Origin of the sequence: Acinetobacter sp. G11 (genome assembly GCF_049808495.1) — a bacterium.
GTDB classification, from domain to species: domain Bacteria; phylum Pseudomonadota; class Gammaproteobacteria; order Pseudomonadales; family Moraxellaceae; genus Acinetobacter; species Acinetobacter kookii.
On the sequence record NZ_JBNCAT010000006.1, the window covers coordinates 99,137 to 118,978 of the forward strand.

General features: G+C 41.5%; 15 protein-coding genes, 1 tRNA gene and 1 pseudogene. 12 read left to right on the plus strand and 5 right to left on the minus strand.

What is annotated here, in order from left to right; all coding sequences use genetic code 11:
• Positions 1-67 precede the first annotated feature (67 nt).
• Entirely contained in the window at positions 68-292 is a 225-nt protein-coding gene (rpmE, locus tag ACPUEY_RS04420; RefSeq protein ID WP_001200845.1) for a 50S ribosomal protein L31, read from the plus strand.
• Positions 293-379: 87 nt separating this feature from the next.
• Here rpmE and ACPUEY_RS04425 read toward each other — a convergent pair whose 3' ends face one another.
• From ACPUEY_RS04425 to epmB, 3 genes are read right to left on the minus strand one after another with little or no spacing between them, the layout of a single operon-like run.
• Complete coding sequence (locus ACPUEY_RS04425) at positions 380-2,491, minus strand: EAL domain-containing protein (RefSeq protein ID WP_425121270.1); 2,112 nt, start codon at positions 2,489-2,491, stop codon at positions 380-382.
• Positions 2,473-4,218 carry a GTPase gene (locus tag ACPUEY_RS04430; protein ID WP_425121271.1) on the minus strand — a complete coding sequence of 582 codons (1,746 nt, stop codon included), beginning with the start codon at positions 4,216-4,218 and terminating at the stop codon, positions 2,473-2,475. The genes ACPUEY_RS04425 and ACPUEY_RS04430 overlap by 19 nt, the downstream gene beginning before the upstream one ends.
• Positions 4,219-4,231: 13 nt before the next feature.
• Positions 4,232-5,248: an EF-P beta-lysylation protein EpmB gene (epmB, locus tag ACPUEY_RS04435; RefSeq protein WP_425121272.1), complete on the minus strand. Its 1,017-nt coding sequence runs from the start codon at positions 5,246-5,248 to the stop codon at positions 4,232-4,234.
• A 70-nt stretch (positions 5,249-5,318) separates the two neighbouring features.
• On the opposite strand from epmB, the gene efp reads away from it, so the two are divergent.
• The 7 genes from efp (at position 5,319) to ACPUEY_RS04470 (ending at position 12,564) form a co-directional block, all read left to right on the plus strand.
• A complete protein-coding gene (gene efp, locus ACPUEY_RS04440) occupies positions 5,319-5,888 on the plus strand; it encodes an elongation factor P (RefSeq protein WP_092818537.1) in 570 nt (189 codons plus the stop codon).
• A gap of 173 nt (positions 5,889-6,061) precedes the next feature.
• Positions 6,062-8,155 carry a carbon starvation CstA family protein gene (locus ACPUEY_RS04445; RefSeq protein WP_092818536.1) on the plus strand — a complete coding sequence of 698 codons (2,094 nt, stop codon included), beginning with the start codon at positions 6,062-6,064 and terminating at the stop codon, positions 8,153-8,155.
• Positions 8,152-8,454 (plus strand): YbdD/YjiX family protein, encoded by a 303-nt coding sequence (locus ACPUEY_RS04450; protein ID WP_092818535.1) that lies wholly within the window; start codon positions 8,152-8,154, stop codon positions 8,452-8,454. Before ACPUEY_RS04445 ends, ACPUEY_RS04450 begins: the two co-directional genes overlap by 4 nt.
• Positions 8,455-8,607: 153 nt before the next feature.
• Complete coding sequence (locus ACPUEY_RS04455; RefSeq protein ID WP_228143244.1) at positions 8,608-9,513, plus strand: AAA family ATPase; 906 nt, start codon at positions 8,608-8,610, stop codon at positions 9,511-9,513.
• A gap of 24 nt (positions 9,514-9,537) precedes the next feature.
• On the plus strand, positions 9,538-10,443 hold the full coding sequence (locus tag ACPUEY_RS04460) for a DUF58 domain-containing protein (RefSeq protein WP_425121279.1): 906 nt from the start codon (positions 9,538-9,540) through the stop codon (positions 10,441-10,443).
• 3 nt (positions 10,444-10,446) lie between these two features.
• Positions 10,447-12,456, plus strand: coding sequence for a transglutaminaseTgpA domain-containing protein (locus ACPUEY_RS04465; RefSeq protein WP_425121273.1), 2,010 nt, complete (start codon positions 10,447-10,449; stop codon positions 12,454-12,456).
• A 31-nt stretch (positions 12,457-12,487) separates the two neighbouring features.
• A tRNA-Val gene (locus ACPUEY_RS04470) sits at positions 12,488-12,564 on the plus strand.
• A gap of 1,783 nt (positions 12,565-14,347) precedes the next feature.
• On the opposite strand, the gene ACPUEY_RS04475 is transcribed toward ACPUEY_RS04470, so the two are convergent.
• Both ACPUEY_RS04475 and ACPUEY_RS04480 read right to left on the minus strand, forming a co-directional pair.
• Entirely contained in the window at positions 14,348-14,836 is a 489-nt protein-coding gene (locus ACPUEY_RS04475) for a hypothetical protein (protein ID WP_425121274.1), read from the minus strand.
• An 82-nt stretch (positions 14,837-14,918) separates the two neighbouring features.
• Positions 14,919-16,169, minus strand: coding sequence for a YncE family protein (locus ACPUEY_RS04480; protein ID WP_425121275.1), 1,251 nt, complete (start codon positions 16,167-16,169; stop codon positions 14,919-14,921).
• A gap of 351 nt (positions 16,170-16,520) precedes the next feature.
• Between ACPUEY_RS04480 and ACPUEY_RS04485 the strand changes: the two genes are divergently transcribed.
• The 4 genes and pseudogenes from ACPUEY_RS04485 to ACPUEY_RS04500 all read left to right on the plus strand — a co-directional run.
• Entirely contained in the window at positions 16,521-17,309 is a 789-nt protein-coding gene (locus ACPUEY_RS04485; protein WP_131273338.1) for a tellurium resistance protein, read from the plus strand.
• 20 nt (positions 17,310-17,329) lie between these two features.
• Positions 17,330-18,463, plus strand: a complete 1,134-nt coding sequence (locus ACPUEY_RS04490) for a toxic anion resistance protein (RefSeq protein WP_425121276.1) — start codon at positions 17,330-17,332, stop codon at positions 18,461-18,463.
• 42 nt (positions 18,464-18,505) lie between these two features.
• The gene (locus ACPUEY_RS04495; protein WP_425121278.1) at positions 18,506-19,429 is read left to right on the plus strand and encodes a hypothetical protein; all 924 of its coding nucleotides are present in this window, start codon (positions 18,506-18,508) and stop codon (positions 19,427-19,429) included.
• Between the two features lie 224 nt (positions 19,430-19,653).
• A pseudogene (locus tag ACPUEY_RS04500) lies at positions 19,654-19,842 on the plus strand (alkyl hydroperoxide reductase subunit F); the annotation flags it as partial.

The window sequence follows — 19,842 nt, forward strand, 5'->3', positions numbered from 1 at the left end:
CATGAATCATGAGAGTGATCAATTGCGATGACAGCATAAGCCTTTCTTAACTTAGGAGTAATCGACGATGCGCGCCGATATTCACCCAAAATATGAAAAATTAGTTGCTACTTGTTCATGTGGTAACGTAATCGAAACTCGTTCAGCGCTTGGTAAAGAAACAATTTACCTAGACGTATGTTCAGCATGCCACCCATTCTATACTGGTAAACAAAAGAATGTGGACACTGGCGGCCGTATCGACAAATTCAAACAACGTTTTGCTGGTATGTCACGTTCTATCAAACGTTAATACCCAAAATGAAAAAAACGGGCTTTTTGCCCGTTTTTTTATGCCTGTCATTTCATCAATGACTCAATGACAGACTTTGTACAAGACCTACTGGTCTTGTACATCAATCAAATGATCTAGTTTTTTCTGGAAATAATCGCCCTGAATAAAACGTGCATCCACATTCCATGCATTCGCAAACAGGGTCATGTCATTCAGGTCACGCAGCATGATTTCGCCAGGTTTGATTTCCAGGAAAGCGCTCAGTTTTTCCTGTAACTCCTGGGTTGTTTTTTCTGCCTGCAACATTTTGGTCAAATTTTGATGCAAGGTTAAACAATTCACATCCAGTTGACGTAACATCGACTCGCTATAGATGGTATTCCCAAAGTCTCGAAGAGAGACCTCAGCACCAAATTGACGTAACTGGGCAATATACTTTTGGGCATCTGAAATATTCTGACTAATATCTTCTTCCGAAAATTGTAAAATTAACGGATGCTTCAATTTACTGCGCACAATGGTAATCAGTTTTGAAATAAATTCAGGGAAAGTGCGATCGTGTAAGAGAACCGCTTTATTCAGATTTACAATCAATTTTGCTTCAGGATATTGAGTAATGAAGTTATGCAGCTGTTTACATGACTCCACGAGTATCCAGCGATCCAGTTTAATAGATAATTCAGGATCTTCTGCAAGTTCTCTTAAACCTGCCAAATCTTTCCAGGTATTTTCATAAATAAAGCCACTGGTCACTTCATAAGTATATAAATTGGTGTCTTGCTTGTCGTAAAGTTGCTGATATTTAAGATGAATTTCACCTCGATCCAGACTTTGTTGCAAGGCTCGGAGTAGGGCTGCTTCAGGCGAACTCGGTGCTGCCTTAATTTCGGACTGGTGCAGATCAATGCTTGGAATGTCTAATGGTGTTTCTAATTCAAGTGCTGGAGTCGGCTGATTTTCCGGTAAAACAGTCTTGTAGGCTGAAGCAATAAATTGTTCAAAATGTTTTTCATCGCGAATTTCAGTATCTAATAGTGTATAGCCAATTCTGAGATTAAGCGGATAAGATGTTTGGTTAATCGACAGCAATTGCGGTTTTTTCAGCGAGCTTAAACCGATAAGTTTGGACTCTAACTTGGCTTTGGATTCAGCTTGGAACAAAGCAACGTAAATTCCGGAACTCATTTCAAATAAGGGTACATGGGTTTGTTCTTTTAAAAATTCCTTGATATTGCTGAAATAATTTTTGAAAGTATCCCATTCACCTTCAAAAATGCTGTCCGGGCAGGAAGTCAAGGAGAATAGAACCAAGGCATTGATATCAGAAGGCTGTTGAGTAATTGTGCGATTAATCAGCTGATAAGTATTCGGCTTTTGCGCATCAGTCGGAGAGGTCGCCTGAGCTGATGGTGAAGAGTCCATATCAACGGTAATTTGTACCGCATCTTCTTCATCCGTAGAGGGCAAAAACTCGATTTTAAGCGGGTTGGGAATAGAGACCTGATCATTGAGGCTGTTGATTTCAAAACGCCCCAAATCAAACTGACCTTGTGAAATTTTTTTAAAACGTAGCTTAAAGTCATTTAAATCTTTAGGCTGAAGCAGATCCAGCAGGGGAAGTCCAACAATCTCATCTTCATCCTTAATTCCAAAAAGTGCTAAATATTCAGGATTTGCCTGAACATGAATACCTTCCTGAATCAATGCAATGGCTTTGTTGCTCTCTTGAACTAAAGACTGGGCATGCGTTTGAGCTGTTTCTAGCTCTTCCATTAAATGTTGTTGCGTCAGGACCAAACGACTGAGTGAAAGTGCACGTAAAAGCCCGAGATAAAAACGATCTGGATAATCCAGATTAAGAATGTCATAGACGCCTTTACGAATATATCCCGCATATTGATCAGCTTGATAATCATCAGGCTTGAGCAGGATCATAGGAAGGTTGGGTTGCTTAGACAGACGGATTAAGCTTAACGCCTGTTCATATTTCAGGTCATAAGCACGGCCAAAAATCACCAGATCCCATGGATGATGTAATTGTTTTTCAAAATTTTGTAAGTCATCCAGCAAGGTAGCATGTACCACATGTTCACTTGATGTTAAAAGGTCACGAATTTGGTTAAAACGGATCTGATTGTCATCGATAATGAGTAAACGTGTTTCAGTACGCTTTAACTTTTTGGACAATAATGGATTTCTCACTTCAATGCTTCCCATAAATCGTGATTCTTGACTTCATTCGTTTGCTTATTAATAAAGTTCTTGATCAGGTTTTCTTGATGCTCATTCAGTAATTCGAACTCAAAATGAATAAAACTTTGTGTAATGATTTGTGCTTTGGTTAAATAAATTTTTATTTCTTCTTGTCCCAAGCGCAGATGAATGGTTTGTTTTTCTCTAAACATATGTGAACCGGAAACGATCAGGCTGGTGGATACCTCATCAAGCTGGCTAGACTGAACGATCAGGGCAGGTTGGTAGTTATGGCTATGACGATCAGTTTTGATCATGACAGCACAAGGGAATAAATCTTGTGCCAGGACTTCCAGTCCCAGTTCCAGGCTTTTGGCTGTGGACTGCTTGATCCAGCGGATCACACCACCACGCCAGGGACTGTGGGTATTTTCCTGAATTAAAATAAATTCGCCGGTTTTCAAATTCGAAGGTGCAGCGCCATTCCATTTAATTCTGTAACCATTGACACTGATGTCCAGAACTTCAGTTGAATAAATTTGTTTGGCTTCCCGGTCTAGAGTTTTCGCCGTCGTCATTTCAGCAGGAATATTCGAATTCATCGAATTAATAAAGCTGCTTTCATTGTGGAACTGATAATTGCCATCTAGATCCAGAGTCTCATGAAAGTTTTTGCCCTTAGAGAGGTAAAAATGTGCCACTGAAAGGCTGAAGCAGATTTGTAATTGTGCAGAATATTCATAACGCTCATGACGACGTTCCGTATTGGTCGTAAGCAGATTGTGAATATGGAAATGTAGCGCCGGCGTTAAGAATAACTTTTCATTACGCGACAGATAACCCGACTTTTTGGTTTGGGTTTCCGAGAGGTGATCTAATAAATTTTGCGTTGAAATATAAATGGTCGGTTTATATAAACTGGATTGATTGACATTGAAAACAGGGGGATAGTCTTTATGAATATCGACAATATAACGAGAAAGCGTCGTTTCCTTAGGTAAGATATGGACCAGTTTTGCCCAGTCGAAACTGCATAAATATAAGCCCTGCATTTCAGAAGGCCGAATTTGATGAGTATTCAAAATTTCCAGCAACACCAGTTGTGAATAAGCCTGAGCAACGGTTTGTAAAGGATGTTGCGTGTCTAAAATCTGGTTAATATTGGTTTGATAAAAATTATTTTTAATTGCACATTCAATCAGCTGATGTGCAATTAACCATTGTCCAAATAAAGGCGTGCTATAGAGCAGATGCTGTTGATAAAGCAATAAAGACAGCTGCTGCAAGGCATAATAAGTAGACACGATTCTGGCAGTCTGCAAACTTTTCTTCTGGTTGAATGCAAATAGAGAAAACTTTTGCATGCTGAGCTGGGTGTTGCAGCGTTTTGAGATATCGATATAAATTTTAGCAAAGTGACTACGTAACAGCATCGCCAGTTCAATAATCTGATCACTGCGGTCATTGCTCGCCAGCCCCTGATTGAAAAAATGCTTTTCCAGACTGCTTAAAACATTATCCAGGGTCGGATGCAGGATTTGAATCAAGTCAAAACGCAACATTTCCGGACATTTAAGTTCTGATATTTCCAGCAATGCATTGAAAAGTTCTTTAGAAGAATTCCCCAGTTGAAGAATGGATAAATTAGATACCCATTCTTGTAACCCCTTTGCATTCGTTGGGCAAAAGCTTAATTTTTCCAACTTTAACTCTGTTGGTGTTTGGAAGATATCTGAATTACTCATAAGCATCGTTATTATTAACTCAAAAAGTTGAAACTCCAAAAAGCGGTGTTTTATTTTTTTCGCCCGCTATTTCCCTAACGAGTTTAGGAACCAAATATCCCGGCAGGTTCTCTAAAACCTCTTTATATATCAGATTAATTTCTTCAGGACTTAAGTCAAAATGATGGGCACCTTTTACTTTATCTAATACGTGTAAATAGTATGGCATCACACCTGCATCAAACAGGCGGTAACTTAAATCCACTAACAGTTGCGCAGAATTATTAACCCCTTTTAATAAAACTGCCTGATTCAGCACGGTAATTTGTTGTTGAACCAACGCTGAAAGTTTGGAACAGGTAAAATCGTCCAGCTCAGCGGCATGATTTGAGTGTACCACTAGAATAATGCGCAGCCTACTGTTTTTTAACAGGGAAATCAGCTCATTGTCGACACGGTTGGGGATTACGATCGGAACCCGTGAATGAATTCTCAAAAATTTAATTTGCGGCATGGACTCAATACGATCAATCCACAGCGCAAGTTTTCGGTTGTACAGGGTAAGCGGGTCGCCACCGCTCAAAATAACTTCATTTATATCTGGTTGATTTTGAATGTATTGTTTAATATTTAGCCAGTCTTCGTTTTTTGGCAGGTTTTCTTGATAGGGAAAATGACGGCGGAAACAGTAACGACAATGAACTGCGCAAGCACCGGTTAAGGTGAGTAAAAAACGCGATTTATATTTATGTAATACGCCTGGCTGCTGATTGGCCTGTTCTTCACTTAAAGGATCAGTCACAAATCCAGGATGATCTTCAAGTTCCAGATGGTGGGGCAATATTTGTAACAGCAAAGGGTCAAGCGGGTCACCAATGCTCATTTTTCCGACGAACGCACGTGGAACACGCAACTTAAACTTTTCAGAAGCCAGGATTGCCCCTGATAATAATTGATCAGGCGAGAGCTGAAGCGTTTCAAGCAACTCTAAAGGGTCCGTAATCAGGTCACTCAGTTGAGATTGCCAGTTTTGCTCTTGATACAAATAGTTTATCATGCCAGATGTTAAAAATAATGCTAGTCTAGCATTAATAGATTTAAGTTAGTAAGTTTGGAGCGAGCCTTTCATGGCCAATTATTCTACAAATGACTTTAAGCAAGGCCTTAAAGTAATGCTTGACGGCAACCCATGTTCAATCATGGAAAATGAATATGTAAAACCTGGTAAAGGTCAAGCATTCAACCGTGTAAAACTTCGTAACCTTAAAACAGGTAAAGTTTTAGAAAAAACTTTTAAATCAGGTGACTCTTTAGAAGCAGCGGACATCGTAGAAGTAGAAATGAACTACTTGTACAACGATGGTGAAATGTGGAACTTCATGGACCCAGAAACTTTTGAACAGATTGCCGCAGACAAAACTGCAATGGGTGATGCTGCAAAATGGTTAAAAGACGATTCTAACGAACTGTGTACAATTATGTTATTCAATGGCGTTCCATTGACAGTAAGTGCGCCAAACTTCGTAGTATTGAAAATCGTGGAAACTGATCCAGGCGTACGTGGTGATACTTCTGGCGGCGGCGGCAAACCGGCTAAACTCGAAACTGGCGCGGTTGTTCGTGTACCATTATTCGTACAGCAAGAAGAAAGCGTTCGTGTAGATACCCGTACTGGTGACTATTTAGAACGTGCATAATGGTTTTAAAATAGACTATTATCGAAAGGGATGATCAAAATCATCCCTTTTTTTATGCCAAAGTATTAGATGAAAAGCAAAATATGAGGAGTACAGTCGCAAGGGAAGAAACAGCAGTATACCGAACAATAAAAAATTAAGGCTGATTTATGCATTAGATATGAGGGCTTTACATGGAAACGATTCAACCGAAGTTATCAATGACTTCCAAAATAGTGTGGCTTCTGGTGGCAGTTCTAGGTGCGGTGTCATTTGGAATACTTGCCATCAGCAGAGGCGAGCATGTCAATGCAGTTTGGCTGGTTTTAGCTGCCATCTGTGTCTATAGCATCGCTTATCGCTTCTATAGCTTATTTATTGCCAATAAAGTTTTTGAACTTAATGCAAGACGTTTAACCCCCGCTCACCGTCTGGCAGATGGTCTGGATTATGTACCGACCAATAAATATGTTTTGTTTGGACACCACTTTGCCGCCATTGCCGGTGCCGGGCCTTTAGTCGGGCCAATTCTTGCGGCACAGATGGGCTACTTGCCTGGAACCATCTGGTTGCTGGTCGGGGTCGTGCTTGCAGGCGCTGTTCAGGACTTTTTAGTTCTGTTTATTTCGACCCGCCGTGATGGACGTTCACTGGGTGAAATGGCAAAGCAGGAGCTTGGATCTTTCGCAGGTATCGTTGTGATGCTGGGTGCATTAGGCGTCATGATCATTATTCTTGCCGTGCTTGCCTTGGTGGTGGTAAAAGCTCTGACCAACAGTCCATGGGGCGTGTTCAGTATTGCCGCAACCATTCCAATTGCAGTCTTCATGGGGATTTACATGCGCTTTATCCGTCCTGGTAAAATCGCAGAAGTCTCTATCATTGGTTTTGTGTTGATGATGCTGGCGATTGTCTATGGCGGTAATGTTGCAGCTGATCCGTACTGGGGACCCATCTTTACCCTTTCAGGTACGCAACTGACCTGGTGCTTGATTGTTTACGGTTTTATTGCTTCGGCATTGCCGGTCTGGTTACTGCTTGCTCCACGTGATTACTTGTCCACCTTCTTGAAGATTGGCGTGATTGCCGGTCTGGCCGTGGGCATTATGGTGGCATTGCCTGAAATGAAAATGCCGGCGGTAACGCATTTCGTGGATGGTACAGGTCCTGTCTTTGCCGGTTCGATGTTCCCGTTCCTGTTTATTACCATTGCCTGCGGTGCCATTTCCGGTTTCCATGCCCTGGTTTCTTCAGGAACGACTCCGAAGCTGGTCAATAACGAAGTGGACATTCGCGTGATCGGTTATGGCGGCATGCTGATGGAATCCTTCGTTGCGGTGATGGCGATGATTTGCGCGACCATTCTTGAACCTGGAGTGTATTTCGCAATTAACGCACCGGCCGCGGTACTGGGTACAACGGTTGAAAGCGCGGCAGAAGCGGTGCGGACTTTAGGCTTTGTGGTGACACCTGAAGCCTTGACCCTGCTTGCTCAGGAAGTGGGTGAGAGTTCAATTCTATCGCGTACCGGTGGTGCCCCGACATTTGCGATTGGTATGGCGCACATTATTACGGAAATTTTTAATAACCGTTCCATGATGGCGTTCTGGTATCACTTTGCCATTCTGTTTGAAGCCCTGTTTATTTTAACAGCGGTGGATGCAGGTACACGTGCTTGCCGTTTCATGGTTCAGGATACTGTCGGTATTGTGATTCCTGCGGTGAAAAAATCGCACAATTTCTTTGGTAACTTGTTAGGTACCGCAGTGGCTGTTGCAGGCTGGGGCTTCTTCGTTTACCAAGGTGTGGTTGATCCGCTCGGCGGGATTAACAGTTTATGGCCACTGTTCGGTATTGGTAACCAGATGCTGGCTGCTATGGCACTGATTTTAGGTACGGTCATTCTGTTCAAAATGAAGAAAGAAAAATATGTGTGGATCACGATTGTTCCCACCATTTTCCTGTTCATTACCTGTATGACTGCAGGCTGGCAAAAGATCTTCCATGAAAATCCTAAAATTGGTTTCCTGGCACAAGCCAACCGTTTCTCGGATGCCATTGCCCGTGGAGAAATCTTAAAGCCAGCCAAAGACCTTGCTGAAATGCAAACGATTGTATTCTCCAATCAGATTAATGCCGTACTTTGTGGATTCTTTATGATTGTGGCTATTGTCATGGTGTTTGCTGCGATTGGCGTCATTCGCCGTGCCTTGGCAAATCCAAATCCAAGCGTGCAGGAATCGGAAGCCATTTACAGTGATTCAATTGGGACAGGAGAGGTGAAATGAGTCTAAAAGATCAAATTCGCCAGAAACTGGCATTAGGCAAAATCATCAAGTTTACGGTACTGGCTCAACCGAAAAAGCTGTTGATGCTGAATGGCATTAAAACTATTCAGGTCATTTGGCAACGCCTGCAGCAAAGCTTTCGCCTGATGGTCGGTGTACCGGATTATCAGACCTATCTGGAGCATATGGAAAAGAACCATCCGGACCTGGTTCCAATGGATGCTAAAACATTTTACCGTCACTGTGTGGATGCGCGTTATCCAAGTGCAAGTGGCGGAATGAAGAAATGTCCTTGCTAAGCTGAAGATATGTTTGTCTGAAATCTTCTGATTTGTTTGGAAAAAACGGAAAACGGTGTATGTTAATCATGCACCGTTTTTTATTGAGGAAAGAGTGTGATTTGGGGTACGAATAAAGTTCAAAAACAAGAACTCACACCAGCGCAGCAAGAGCTGAATTTTCAGGTGGAATTTTTTGCGGCAAAAATTCAGGCATTCTTGACTCAAATCAACCGCATTATTCTGGATAAAGAACAACAGACCAAACTGGCTTTATGTTGTCTGCTGTCTGGTGGACATGTGCTGTTTGAAGACTTGCCGGGTCTGGGTAAAACCACCTTGTCCAGTGCCTTGTCGCATATTGCCGGATTGAAGTTTCAGCGTATCCAGTTTACCAATGACATGCTCGCCAGTGATGTGATTGGGGTGAACATATTTAATCAAAAAGAACATCAGTTTGAATTCAAGCAGGGACCCATTTTTACCCAGATTTTGCTGGCCGATGAAATTAACCGCTGCAGTCCCAAAACGCAAAGTGCCTTGCTGGAAGCCATGGAAGAGGGACGGGTGACGGTAGATGGAGTGCGTTATGACTTGCCGCAACCTTTTTGGGTAATTGCTACCCAAAATCCCCTGTTCCAGAGTGGAACGTATAGCTTGCCCGAATCCCAGCTCGACCGTTTTTTGATGCGCTTGTCACTGGGCTATCCATCGCGTTTGGCAGAAAAACTGTTATTACAGCAAGATTCCCGCTATGCCCTGATTTCAACCTTGCAACACGTTTTTAATGAACATGAAATTCTGGTGATTCAACAGCTGGTAGCGCAAGTTTATATTGCCGATGCAGTGCTGGATTATCTGCTGGATCTGGCGACTGAAACCCGCAAAAGACCGCATGGTTTATCGACCCGTGGATTGCTGGCCTTGAAAAAAGCAGCTCAGGCGCATGCTTTTATTGAACAGCGTAGTTATGTGACCCCGGATGATGTGCAGGCAGTGTTTGCTGCTGTGGTGTCGCATCGTATGGGCTTAAGCGAAGCAGAAGCCTTGCAGTTGATGCAGCAAGTCCATATTAGTTAAAAGGTGATTCACTTGACTACACCTTTGACCCAGCCCTGGCAAAAATGGTTAGCGAAACGCTTTCAGTTTAAAAAAGTCAAACAGCTCTCGCAAAAAGACATTTTGATTTTTATCTATCGGCAAGGGTATTTGTATCTCGTATTGATTTTGCTGACCTTTATTGCCGGGGTAAATTATGCCAACAACCTGATTTTGGGTTTTTGCTTTCTAGTCAGTGCTATTTTATGTATCAGTTTTTATTTAACTTTTAAGCAGTTGCATGGGCTCAAGCTTGAAGTTTCAGTCAATGAAGTTGGACAGGCGGGGCATCAACTGGATTTGCAACTCCATTTTCAGCAAGCGCAAAAGCAGCCGCGTTATTTGTGGGTCAAAACCAGTCAGCATCTGGAAAAAATCTACATCTCAGAATTAAAGCACAGCATGACCCTATCTTTTTTGACTGAAAAAAGAGGGCGGTTTGATTATCCAATCCTTCAGGTATATTCAGTTTATCCTTTTGGCCTAGTGCGTGCCTGGACCTATTTTTATTTAAAAGAATATTCCTGGGTAGCACCTAAAGCGGCCGTTTATCATGCGGAAAACAAGCAGCATCAGCACACTTTTGAACCGGATATGGATGAATTTCGTGAGCTGCGTAATTTCAAGTTGGGAGATCGTCTGCAAGCGGTATCCTGGAAGCAGGCCGCACGTGGACAAGGTTTATATATCAAGGTGTTTGAACAGTATAACGAGCAGATGAATATTGAAATTCATTATAACAATATGCCAAGTGCCCAGCATGAAGAAAAACTCAGTCTCATGATGGGCTTGATTGAGCAATGTGAGCAAATGCAGTGTGCATATGCCGTCTTTTTACCGCAAGCAGAATTGGCGGCAGGTCTGGGTAACAACCAGTTATTACAGGCCAAAAAACTTTTGGCGCAGGCTTAGAACATGATTCATGCACAGATCAGAACCTCGATACTGATGACTCTGTCATTGATACTTCTGGCACAGGTTGTGTTTAATCCGCTGCTATTGAGCCTTATTTTTGCCCTGATGATCCTTTTTTTATTTTATAGCTTAAAAGATCAGACCAGGGCTTTATCCAGAATATGGACTTTTGTCCTGACTTTCATTGCCTTGGCTGCAATTTATTTTAACTATCAAACTTTTATTGGCATAGAAGCCGGCGTTGCCATTTTATCGACATTTTTATTTGCCAAAGCCTTAGAAAGCAAAAATAAGCGCGATGTCATTATCCTGTTTAATTTTGCCATGTTTGTCAGTGCCAGTTCATTCTTGTTTAGCCAGTCCATCTGGATGGCGTTGATGGTGGTGCTCTGTTTACTCAGCTGCCTGATTGGCCTGTACCGTTTACAGACCCATGAATTCAGGCAATTGCAAAATTCATCCGGCGCATTGCAAAGTGACGCAAAACATGTGGGCAAATTCCTGATTCTGGCTTTGCCTTTTTTTATCTTGCTGTTTGTGTTTTTTCCGCGCTTGCCGCCACTTTGGGCAATTCCGATTCCGGTGCAAAAAAGTGTTACCGGGATGAGTGACAGCATGTCACCGGGGGATATTGCCGAATTGTCACAGTCGACCAGTCTGGCATTTCGAATTATTGGCGATATGAACCAGTTGCCAGGCCGCAATGAATTGTATTGGCGAGCTATGGTGTTAGATCAGTATGACGGTAAAACCTGGACCAGCAGTTTTGTAAACGAAAAACCCGTCTCGATGCAAGGTTTTCAGAACAGCAAAGACAGTTTTGATTATCAGTATTTAGCGGCTGACCCTCATGTGATGTGGGTGATGGGACTGGAACAATCACGGCCATTGCAGCGGAACTATGAATTAAAACATGATGGCCGGATTACGCCGCTACGCCAAATTTTGCAGAATCAGCCGATTGCATTGCAATGGCTGGGGAATGCTCAGGTGCAAGAGGAGGCTTTGTACACAACCAGCGTACTGGAACAGATCAATACCAAAATTCCAGGGCGCCTGGATGAGCAATCACGCCAGTTTGCATCTGACATGTTCAGGCAGAGCGGACAGCAACCCGAGCGCTATATAAACAACATTTTGCAATGGTACAGAAAGCATGACTTTGCTTACACCCTGAATCCCGGATTATTGGGAGAAAACCGGATAGATGAATTCCTGTTTCAATCACGTCGTGGTTTTTGTGAGCATTATGCCTCCAGTTTTGCTTTGCTGATGCGTTATGTCGGAATACCTGCACGTGTGGTGGTGGGTTATCAGGGCGGACAGCTTGCACCTGATCGTGCCAGCTGGGAAGTACGCCAGCTCGATGCACATGCATGGACAGAGGTGCTGTTGCATGGAAAATGGCAAAGGATTGATCCTACAGCGATTATTGCGCCCCATCGAATAGATGGTGGAATGCAGGATTATATTGAAAGTGATCGCAGCATTTTGGGTAACAAAGAACAAAAGTGGAAATACCGCCAGTTTGCAGTGATGAAAAATATGCGTATCTGGAGTGACTACGCGAGTTATCAATGGCAAAGCAAGGTAGTGGGTTATGATGCCGAAAAGCAGCAAGGCTGGCTGTCCAGGTTAGGTATTCAAAATGCGTATACCAGTAGCATCATTATGTTATTCAGTATTCTGCTGGTGGTGTTAATTTATTTTATCTGGATTGTGTATCGAAACAGTCGGTCGGTTTCAGCTTATGAGCATGCCATTCAACAATTTTCGAAAAAATTGGAACCTGGCTTGCACAAGCAGCCTGCAGAAACTTTTTATAGCTGGATGCAACGTTTGGCGGAAACAGCAGAGCAGGAGCAGCAACATATATTTACTCAAACAGCGCAGCATTATCAACAACAGCAATATTCATTCATGCAAAATCATCAACAAATAAAGCAATTTAGAGAAATGCTTAAAACTTGTGCAGATACGTTAAAAAAGAATAGAAAGCACTTGTCTTAAAAAATAAAAATGAATATGATGCACAACACTTAGGTGTATAGCTCAGTTGGTTAGAGCGCTACGTTGACATCGTAGAGGTCAGCAGTTCGAGTCTGCTTATACCTACCAGGATTCCAAACCTTATGTAATAAGGGTTTTAAGCGAAAACAGTAGCTTAAAGCCCTTTTTTATTGTCTTGAATAATGTTCGCCGTTATCTGCATTATCTTTATAATCACTACTGTTTACCGATAATGCAGTTAAATTTAGGTCAAGATTTTTGGAAATTACGTCATGAAAATACCTAAGCCAAGAAAGCGCGGTTCAGTCCATAGCCGTTGTGGTTTAGCACGGGTGTGACCACCCAAACAGAACTTAGAACGAAAGCAAGTAACGCAGACCATGCAGGTTAAGTTTGTGTGATTGTGAGCAGTGATGGACTACAGCATAGAACTTCTGTGCTGATCAATTCAAAATCAGGTCGGTCGTGAATTAAATGTGATATTTATCAAAAAATTACGAAATAAAATAATTGATTGAGTAGCAAATACCGGGTAATTTTTTATCAGGTTAGACGAAGTTATATATCGCCTGGCTGGGAAAAACGACTGACACTCGGAAAGACGAGAAGTACCACAAATGCTTACAGGAATGTAAGCATTTTTAATGCCCTGAGAAATGTTTTCTGTGTAAGCAATATCAGGGCCACCCAGATTAAATTTTTAATGAGTATTGTCTAACAAAAATCAAAAAATAACTAAAAGTAACTGTAGAAAACCATTTCTGCATATTTTTTATACTTTGTAATTTAATTTGGAGTGATAACTTTTAACTGCATTAAAGAGAGCACAGCATGAATAAAAATAATAAAATGGCTATCAAAGACTTTACCCGCTTAATCACATCCCCAGATTAAGCGGGTTTTTTAATATTTAATATATTATTGTTCAAGTCTTTATAAAATTTTGATTAAATTAATAATATTTTAATTTTTGATATATTTCGCCACTGAATGTTGCTTGAATAGTGTACAAAATAACCAACATTAACTGCTGTAGTTTCTGAATGCTCTTCCAGAGTTCTTAGTTTATAAGCCCACATCGTCTTTCCATGTGTGGGCTTTTTTTTGCATGGAGAAAAGTAAGGCTCCGTTTCTTAATGTGCTTATTGGGTCTTCATGATGTGACTGAAATTGAATACACGCTTGATGGTGAAAAAAATTAGGGCATGTCGTTATTGCCTGACAGAAGTGAAGTAATAGCTGATCAAAAAAAATGCGATTAATTAAATTAATAATCATATTTTCTTATTTTCACAATGTTGAAATAATTTAATCTTATATTCACTGAAAACAAATAATAACTCCAAAAATTCTAAGATATTAGCGCAATTAAGCCTGTTTAATCTTGGAGAGTTAAGCAGGTTTTTTTATTGAAGATTTTTATCTTTTGTCGAAAGTATTACGACATATAAGCCTCGTCATTAATATATCGGGGCTTTTCTTTTTCTAGAATATAAATAAAACCAAGGCATGAAAATACTGTGGTTTTTATCTATAAAATTTCTTCTTTTATAAATTTTGGTAGTTTTTGCTATTCATATATTTTAAATACATATTTAGAATGCGCCAACAAATTGAAACGCTGTAGTTTCTTTAGTTTTAGTCCTATGCATCCCTCGCATGGGACTTTTTTTTGGAAAAAATGATGCTCCAATTCTTAATGTGCTTATTCGGCCTGCATGGTACTACTGAAGTTGACTACACGGTTGATGATAAAGAAATCAAGCTGTGTCGGGATTGTTTGAAAGAGATTGATTAAAGCTGTTTGCATTTTATTTCTCCTTTAGAGAGAAAAATAAAAGGCGTTAATAAAAGAAGTTCATTAACGTTATTTATCATCACGACTGTACTTCTATTTAGCGCTACGCTTAAGCTTCTCTAAATCTATAATATTTTGATCAATCTGATGCTCCATGGCAGGTAAAATCTGCCTTAAAAACTGGCAATATGAAATGGCTTCATCTGCAGCAACCGTACCTGTTTTAACCAGCTGTTTTTGCTGTTCCAGCATTTGGCTTACCTGACGTAAATCGGGTTGTTGACCATGGCTCAACGCGTCGCTAATTCTTGCAAAATCTTTATACAGTTGGTCACGCTGTTGAATGAGTGCTGCCTGACTGGATGCCGACACTGTATCTGTTTGAACTGGTGTGCCAGATACCGCTTCCTTTTCAACTTCAGCAGGAGCGACTACAGCTGGAGAGGGTTTTTCTTTTGCATGGGCTGTATATGATGCAGATGGAGGGGACGGGGGAAGCGGTTTAAATATATAAACCATCAGGAAGAGTGACAAGGTCACAATAAAACCAATGATAAGACCAAGTCGTATACTGCAATCCATGCCAGAAATCCTGCTCTTGCATTTAAATGAAAGCAGACCCAATCTAAAGATCAGGTCCGTACAATTGATAAAAAATTAACAGTTAAGGTGTTGACCAGCCCGCAGGTGCATAACCGATCCGAACACGTTGCGGGTGATTTCCTACAGGAACACTCCTTACTTTTTCGCCTGTTGCAAAATCAATCACGGTAACCACATCAGTCTCACTCTCAGAAATTACACAGCTTTTGCCATCAGGACTTTGTGTTGCCCAGTAGGGTTTGCCTGCAGGAATTAGCTTGCCCGCTTTTAAGGTTGAACGGTCGACAATCGTTGCATAGTCATCCATGGTACCGGCGACACACAGTTTTTCACCATCGCCACTAATCGACAATCCATGATGACGCGAGTCGTTTACATATTTGGTTCGGTCTGAAGGAATTGTCGAGCTGCCCGGTAATTGACCAATGCGAGTAACTTTATTCTGATTCAGGTCGTATTCGATTAAACCGTTAAAAAATGAAACCTGGGCATAAATTTTACTTTCGTCATTGCTCAGGACAATCGGACGTACAGAGTTGGACAGATCTTTACGGCCCACTGCATCCAGCGCCGGACGGAAATCGATGGTCTTGAGGACTTTAAAGGTATTTGCATCGGCAATGGTGAGGAATCGTTTCCCCTTGGTGAAATCTTGCCATGCAGCATCCATAGAGGTTTCCACATTACCAATGGCTGAGTTTAGAATTTTTGTGCCACTGTTAAAGAAAATATTTTCATGCGGTTTGTCGCCTGTTGCAAAGCGTCCCAATTCTTTCCCCGTGTTGATATCCAGCACATGAACCACATTGCCAGAAGATGCCGATACGGCTAAGCGTTTGCCATCAGGAGAAACCGCCATATGGTCGGCACGGAACCCTTCTACAGGAGTACGCCAGTTGATTTTTCCCGTCGCAATATTAATCGAAACGACATCGGCAAAACTTGGGCGAGAGACAACCACTGACTGACCATCTGGCGTAGAGTACATATCATCTACCAGCTGATCATTACCTTCCCCGGCGGTGGCCTGGATATAAGTATAGGCAATCAGTTTAATTGGATTGAGGTGGATTTCCAACAAACGCTCTTTGCGATCAGGAACCATGTTGATCACACCGATCTTGCCAAAATCACCCGATGGACGAATGACGGTCACTGTTCCATCCCAGTTATTGCCTACAAAAAAGACCTGTTGGCTATTCGCTGGTGCAGGCATTACCGATGTTGCTGTATTGCCATTGAGGGATGTAAATGCGAGTGATGCAAATAATGTCTTTACACTCCATTTGAGGAAAAAATTTTGATTTTTCATAATATTATTCTCCGATTCAGCTCCATGAAATCGATTTTTTATTTGAATTTTCATTGCTGTCGAATACTCCTGTATTCGCTGAAGCATAGGATAAAGAATTCAGTAATCAAATCCCCGACAATCCGATAAAAATACTTGCTGAAAATGATCTGTATGAGTCTTTTATTTTATAAATATTTGAATAATAAATTAATTATTGTGTTGGAGCAGGTTGTTTTTCCGACGAATTGCCGAACCGTATCTTAGCTTTTGCAACAGCTCTGATGCAGGTCTAGAAAAATTGCAAAACACTACATGATCTTTGCTACAAAAGCCGTACTATAAAAATGATTTTGTTGAGTTTCCAATATTATGTCTCAGATAGATATGCTTGTTGCCTTGGCCGACATTGAAGTGAATCGGGCTGAACTGCTCTCTATTCAGCAAAATGATTTGGTTCCTTTGCTGCAGGATCAGTATCGTCTGAATCATTATGCCGATTCAGTCATTCAGGCTCAGTCCGTTCTATTAAACGGAGTCGATCCACATCTGACCCAGCAATTAAGCAGCACCATAGAACAGCTGATTCAGGCATTGGCCGATTCAAAAAAATATTTAAGCAGCCGCAAATTTAATGCCTTGCAAAAGTGGCTGGGGATTGATCTGGAATATGGTTCCGGGCAGGTCGAGTATTACAAAAACCTGGATCAATTGCTTAATCGGGCCAATCACTTAAGTCAAAAATTGCAGATTGAAATACAGAAGTCCCAGGCACGCTTTCAGCAGTTGCTCGGGTATCGGGAGCAAATGGCGAAATACATTCGGGCTGCGCAAGAGTTTTTGCTGGAATATCCAAATTTCGTCAGGAATGTCCATCCTCTGGATAACTTTTCTGAAAGGTTATCTAAAAAAATCAATTCATTACAAACTTTGCAAGCCAGTAATGATATTGCAATTACACAAATGCAGTTGTCGCAGCAGCTTTCTTTTACTTTGCTGGACCGTTTTAAAGAGGCACAGCAGGTACTGATTCCTGCCTGGCAATATCATGTTAAACAAAGTCAGCAGAACAGTTCGGGCATTGAACTGGACAAGCTGGATCATAGCAGAGAGAAGTTAATTCGTACTTTAAGAAAATCACTAGAGAAACCCATACATTAATCATTCTATTCAGGTGAAGCATGACCGATTTTGAACCTAAAGATTTACCCGCTGAAGTCACTCAGGATCTTGTTCAGCAAAAGTTTCAGCAACTGAATTTACAAGAAATTGGTTTGCAGCATTCAGACTTTAATGAAGTGATGAATGCACATAAAGAACTGGCTGAAATGAGCCATAATGCAGTGGCGGAATATGGGAAGAATATTGCAACAAAAACGTCGGGTTATACCGATGAACTGCTGAATCTTGTACAAAACAAAGAACTGGACACGACCGGCCAAAAGTTAAATCAGGTGGTGCAGGTTGCCCTGCAGCTGAATAGCAGCAGTATCTTAAACAAGAAAAAGAGTTCCGGTTTCCTGGGCGGCCTGATCAGTAAAATGAAAGGCGCCAAGCAAAACTTTGATCAGCATTTTAACAGCACCAAAGAACAGATTGATGTGCTGGTCAAGGAAATTGAAACATCCCAATCGGGCTTGAAAACCCGGGTGGACACTTTGGATAAAATGTTTCAGGGTGTGCAGGAGGAATACAGACAGCTGGGCATTTATATTGCAGCGGGAAAATTGAAAGAGCAGGAAATTCAGCAGCACATTGCACATTTAATGGCCCAGACCCAAGATCAACCTACGGTGCAAAAAGTCTATGACCTGAATCATCTGGCCAATAATCTGGAAAAACGGGTCAGTGACTTACAGGTTTTACAGCAGTCTGCCATGCAAACCTTGCCCATGATCCGGATTATCCAGTCCAATAACCTGATGCTGGTCGACAAATTTTATGCCATTAAAAACATTACCTTACCGGCATGGAAGAATCAGATCAGCTTGGCTATTTCCCTGCATGAACAGAAAAACAGTGTCCAGCTGGCCAATAGCATTGATGATGCCACCAATGACCTGTTACGCCGTAATGCCGACTTGCTGCACCAAAATTCGGTGGCTACGGCCAAAGCCAACCAGCGTTCAGTGATTGATATCGAAACGCTTGAACATGTGCAGAATACCCTCATTAAAACAGTGAACGACGTGATTCAGGTACAAAAAGAGGGGATGCAAAAACGCGCCGAAGCGACAACGCGTTTACGTGCCTTGCAGGAAAATCTGAACCATTTGGTGATAGAATCCAGTAACAGTGGAGTGAATAAATCTTAACTATTCGTTTAAGTTCATTGTCTGCACTTTAGGAGAAAGCGTTTGCCGCCCTTAGATGAATATGCCGTGAATCCGCAACAGATTGAAAATGGTGTGGTGATGCTGAAGAAGCGTCAACGCAATGTGATGTTATGGGCGATCACCAGCAGCACCATTTTCCTGGCTTCCGTGGTGGCTTTTTTTCTGCAACATGATTTTGTCTATAGTTTTTTCGGTATTACGACGGAACTGAAACAATTGCATATCCCGCTCAGTGTCGATGCAAACCTTGCTGAACTGGGTCAGCATCGGGATTATTTTAGCAACCTGCTGTCATGGTTTGGCTGGCTGATTCTGAAGCTGTTTGTTTCTTTTATGGGCGCGTTTTTTGTCATTCATTTTTTAAAGAAAATACGGTTTTTCTATGTCCGTTTTCAGTCTTTTATTTTGAAGTTTGTGGGCTGGCTGATTGCCTTTATTGTGCTGTGGTCCGGCTTGACCTATCTGCAATATGATTTAAGTAATGAAGAAAATGAGGCCTATAGTGACGTCATTCACTATGATAAAAATATTCAGCAAAGCGAATTGGCCCAGTATTTACAGCGTAGTAATGTAGATGAGCCCGTCAAAGCTTATCTGCTGGCACAAGCTGCGCTGCTGCATACACCGGTGGATAAGGATGCGGCTATTCCACAAGTTCTTGCTTTAGTGAAAGCGGAAAAAACAGATCCTGATTTTTTTGAATATGGTTTTAAACCCGAACAGCTTTGGACCATGCAGCACCAGCTTTATGGTCAGAGTTTAACGCCAATGGCAAAAATGGTTTCCAGACAGGTAGCTCAGGCAGAGCAGATGAGTTCAGTGGTACAAATTTTAATTATTGCCGCCGCCCTACTGTTCGGAATTTTAAGTGCAATTCTGCTGCTGCTGTCGCAGCATTTAAAAAGACGGATATTCAGGGTTGAGCAGCGTATGCAGCTTAAATGATGCAATACAAAAGCCCACATAAGGGCTTTTGTTATTTTTATGATGCCTTCTTTCAGGCAGTTGATTTTAGTCATGCTTAAGGGAGAATGCTTAGAAAACAGGATAAAATTCATTTAATTTGATATTTCGATTATAATAATAAAAACAAACTGTTTTACCTATTTAAATATTTATCCTAGTATAGCTTTATTAAATAAGCATTTACTCCCTTGGAGACGTTAGCCATGTTAGACCAAAACACTTCAGCACAACTTAAAACACTCTTGCAACGTCTGGAAAGCCCGATTGAACTGGTCGCAACCTTGGATGGTTCGGACAAGTCGGACAAGATTAAAGAACTGGTGACTGAAGTTGCAGCCTTATCTGATTTAGTCACGGCACGTTTCGACGGTACCAATAAACGTGCCCCAAGC

Coding starts and splice junctions, on each gene's coding strand:
- rpmE (WP_001200845.1), top strand. CDS start 68: ATGCGCGCCGATATTCACCCAAAATATGAAAAATTAGTTGCTACTTGT.
- ACPUEY_RS04425 (WP_425121270.1), bottom strand. CDS start 2,491: ATGGGAAGCATTGAAGTGAGAAATCCATTATTGTCCAAAAAGTTAAAG.
- ACPUEY_RS04430 (WP_425121271.1), bottom strand. CDS start 4,218: ATGCTTATGAGTAATTCAGATATCTTCCAAACACCAACAGAGTTAAAG.
- epmB (WP_425121272.1), bottom strand. CDS start 5,248: ATGATAAACTATTTGTATCAAGAGCAAAACTGGCAATCTCAACTGAGT.
- efp (WP_092818537.1), top strand. CDS start 5,319: ATGGCCAATTATTCTACAAATGACTTTAAGCAAGGCCTTAAAGTAATG.
- ACPUEY_RS04445 (WP_092818536.1), top strand. CDS start 6,062: ATGGAAACGATTCAACCGAAGTTATCAATGACTTCCAAAATAGTGTGG.
- ACPUEY_RS04450 (WP_092818535.1), top strand. CDS start 8,152: ATGAGTCTAAAAGATCAAATTCGCCAGAAACTGGCATTAGGCAAAATC.
- ACPUEY_RS04465 (WP_425121273.1), top strand. CDS start 10,447: ATGATTCATGCACAGATCAGAACCTCGATACTGATGACTCTGTCATTG.
- ACPUEY_RS04475 (WP_425121274.1), bottom strand. CDS start 14,836: ATGGATTGCAGTATACGACTTGGTCTTATCATTGGTTTTATTGTGACC.
- ACPUEY_RS04480 (WP_425121275.1), bottom strand. CDS start 16,169: ATGAAAAATCAAAATTTTTTCCTCAAATGGAGTGTAAAGACATTATTT.
- ACPUEY_RS04485 (WP_131273338.1), top strand. CDS start 16,521: ATGTCTCAGATAGATATGCTTGTTGCCTTGGCCGACATTGAAGTGAAT.
- ACPUEY_RS04490 (WP_425121276.1), top strand. CDS start 17,330: ATGACCGATTTTGAACCTAAAGATTTACCCGCTGAAGTCACTCAGGAT.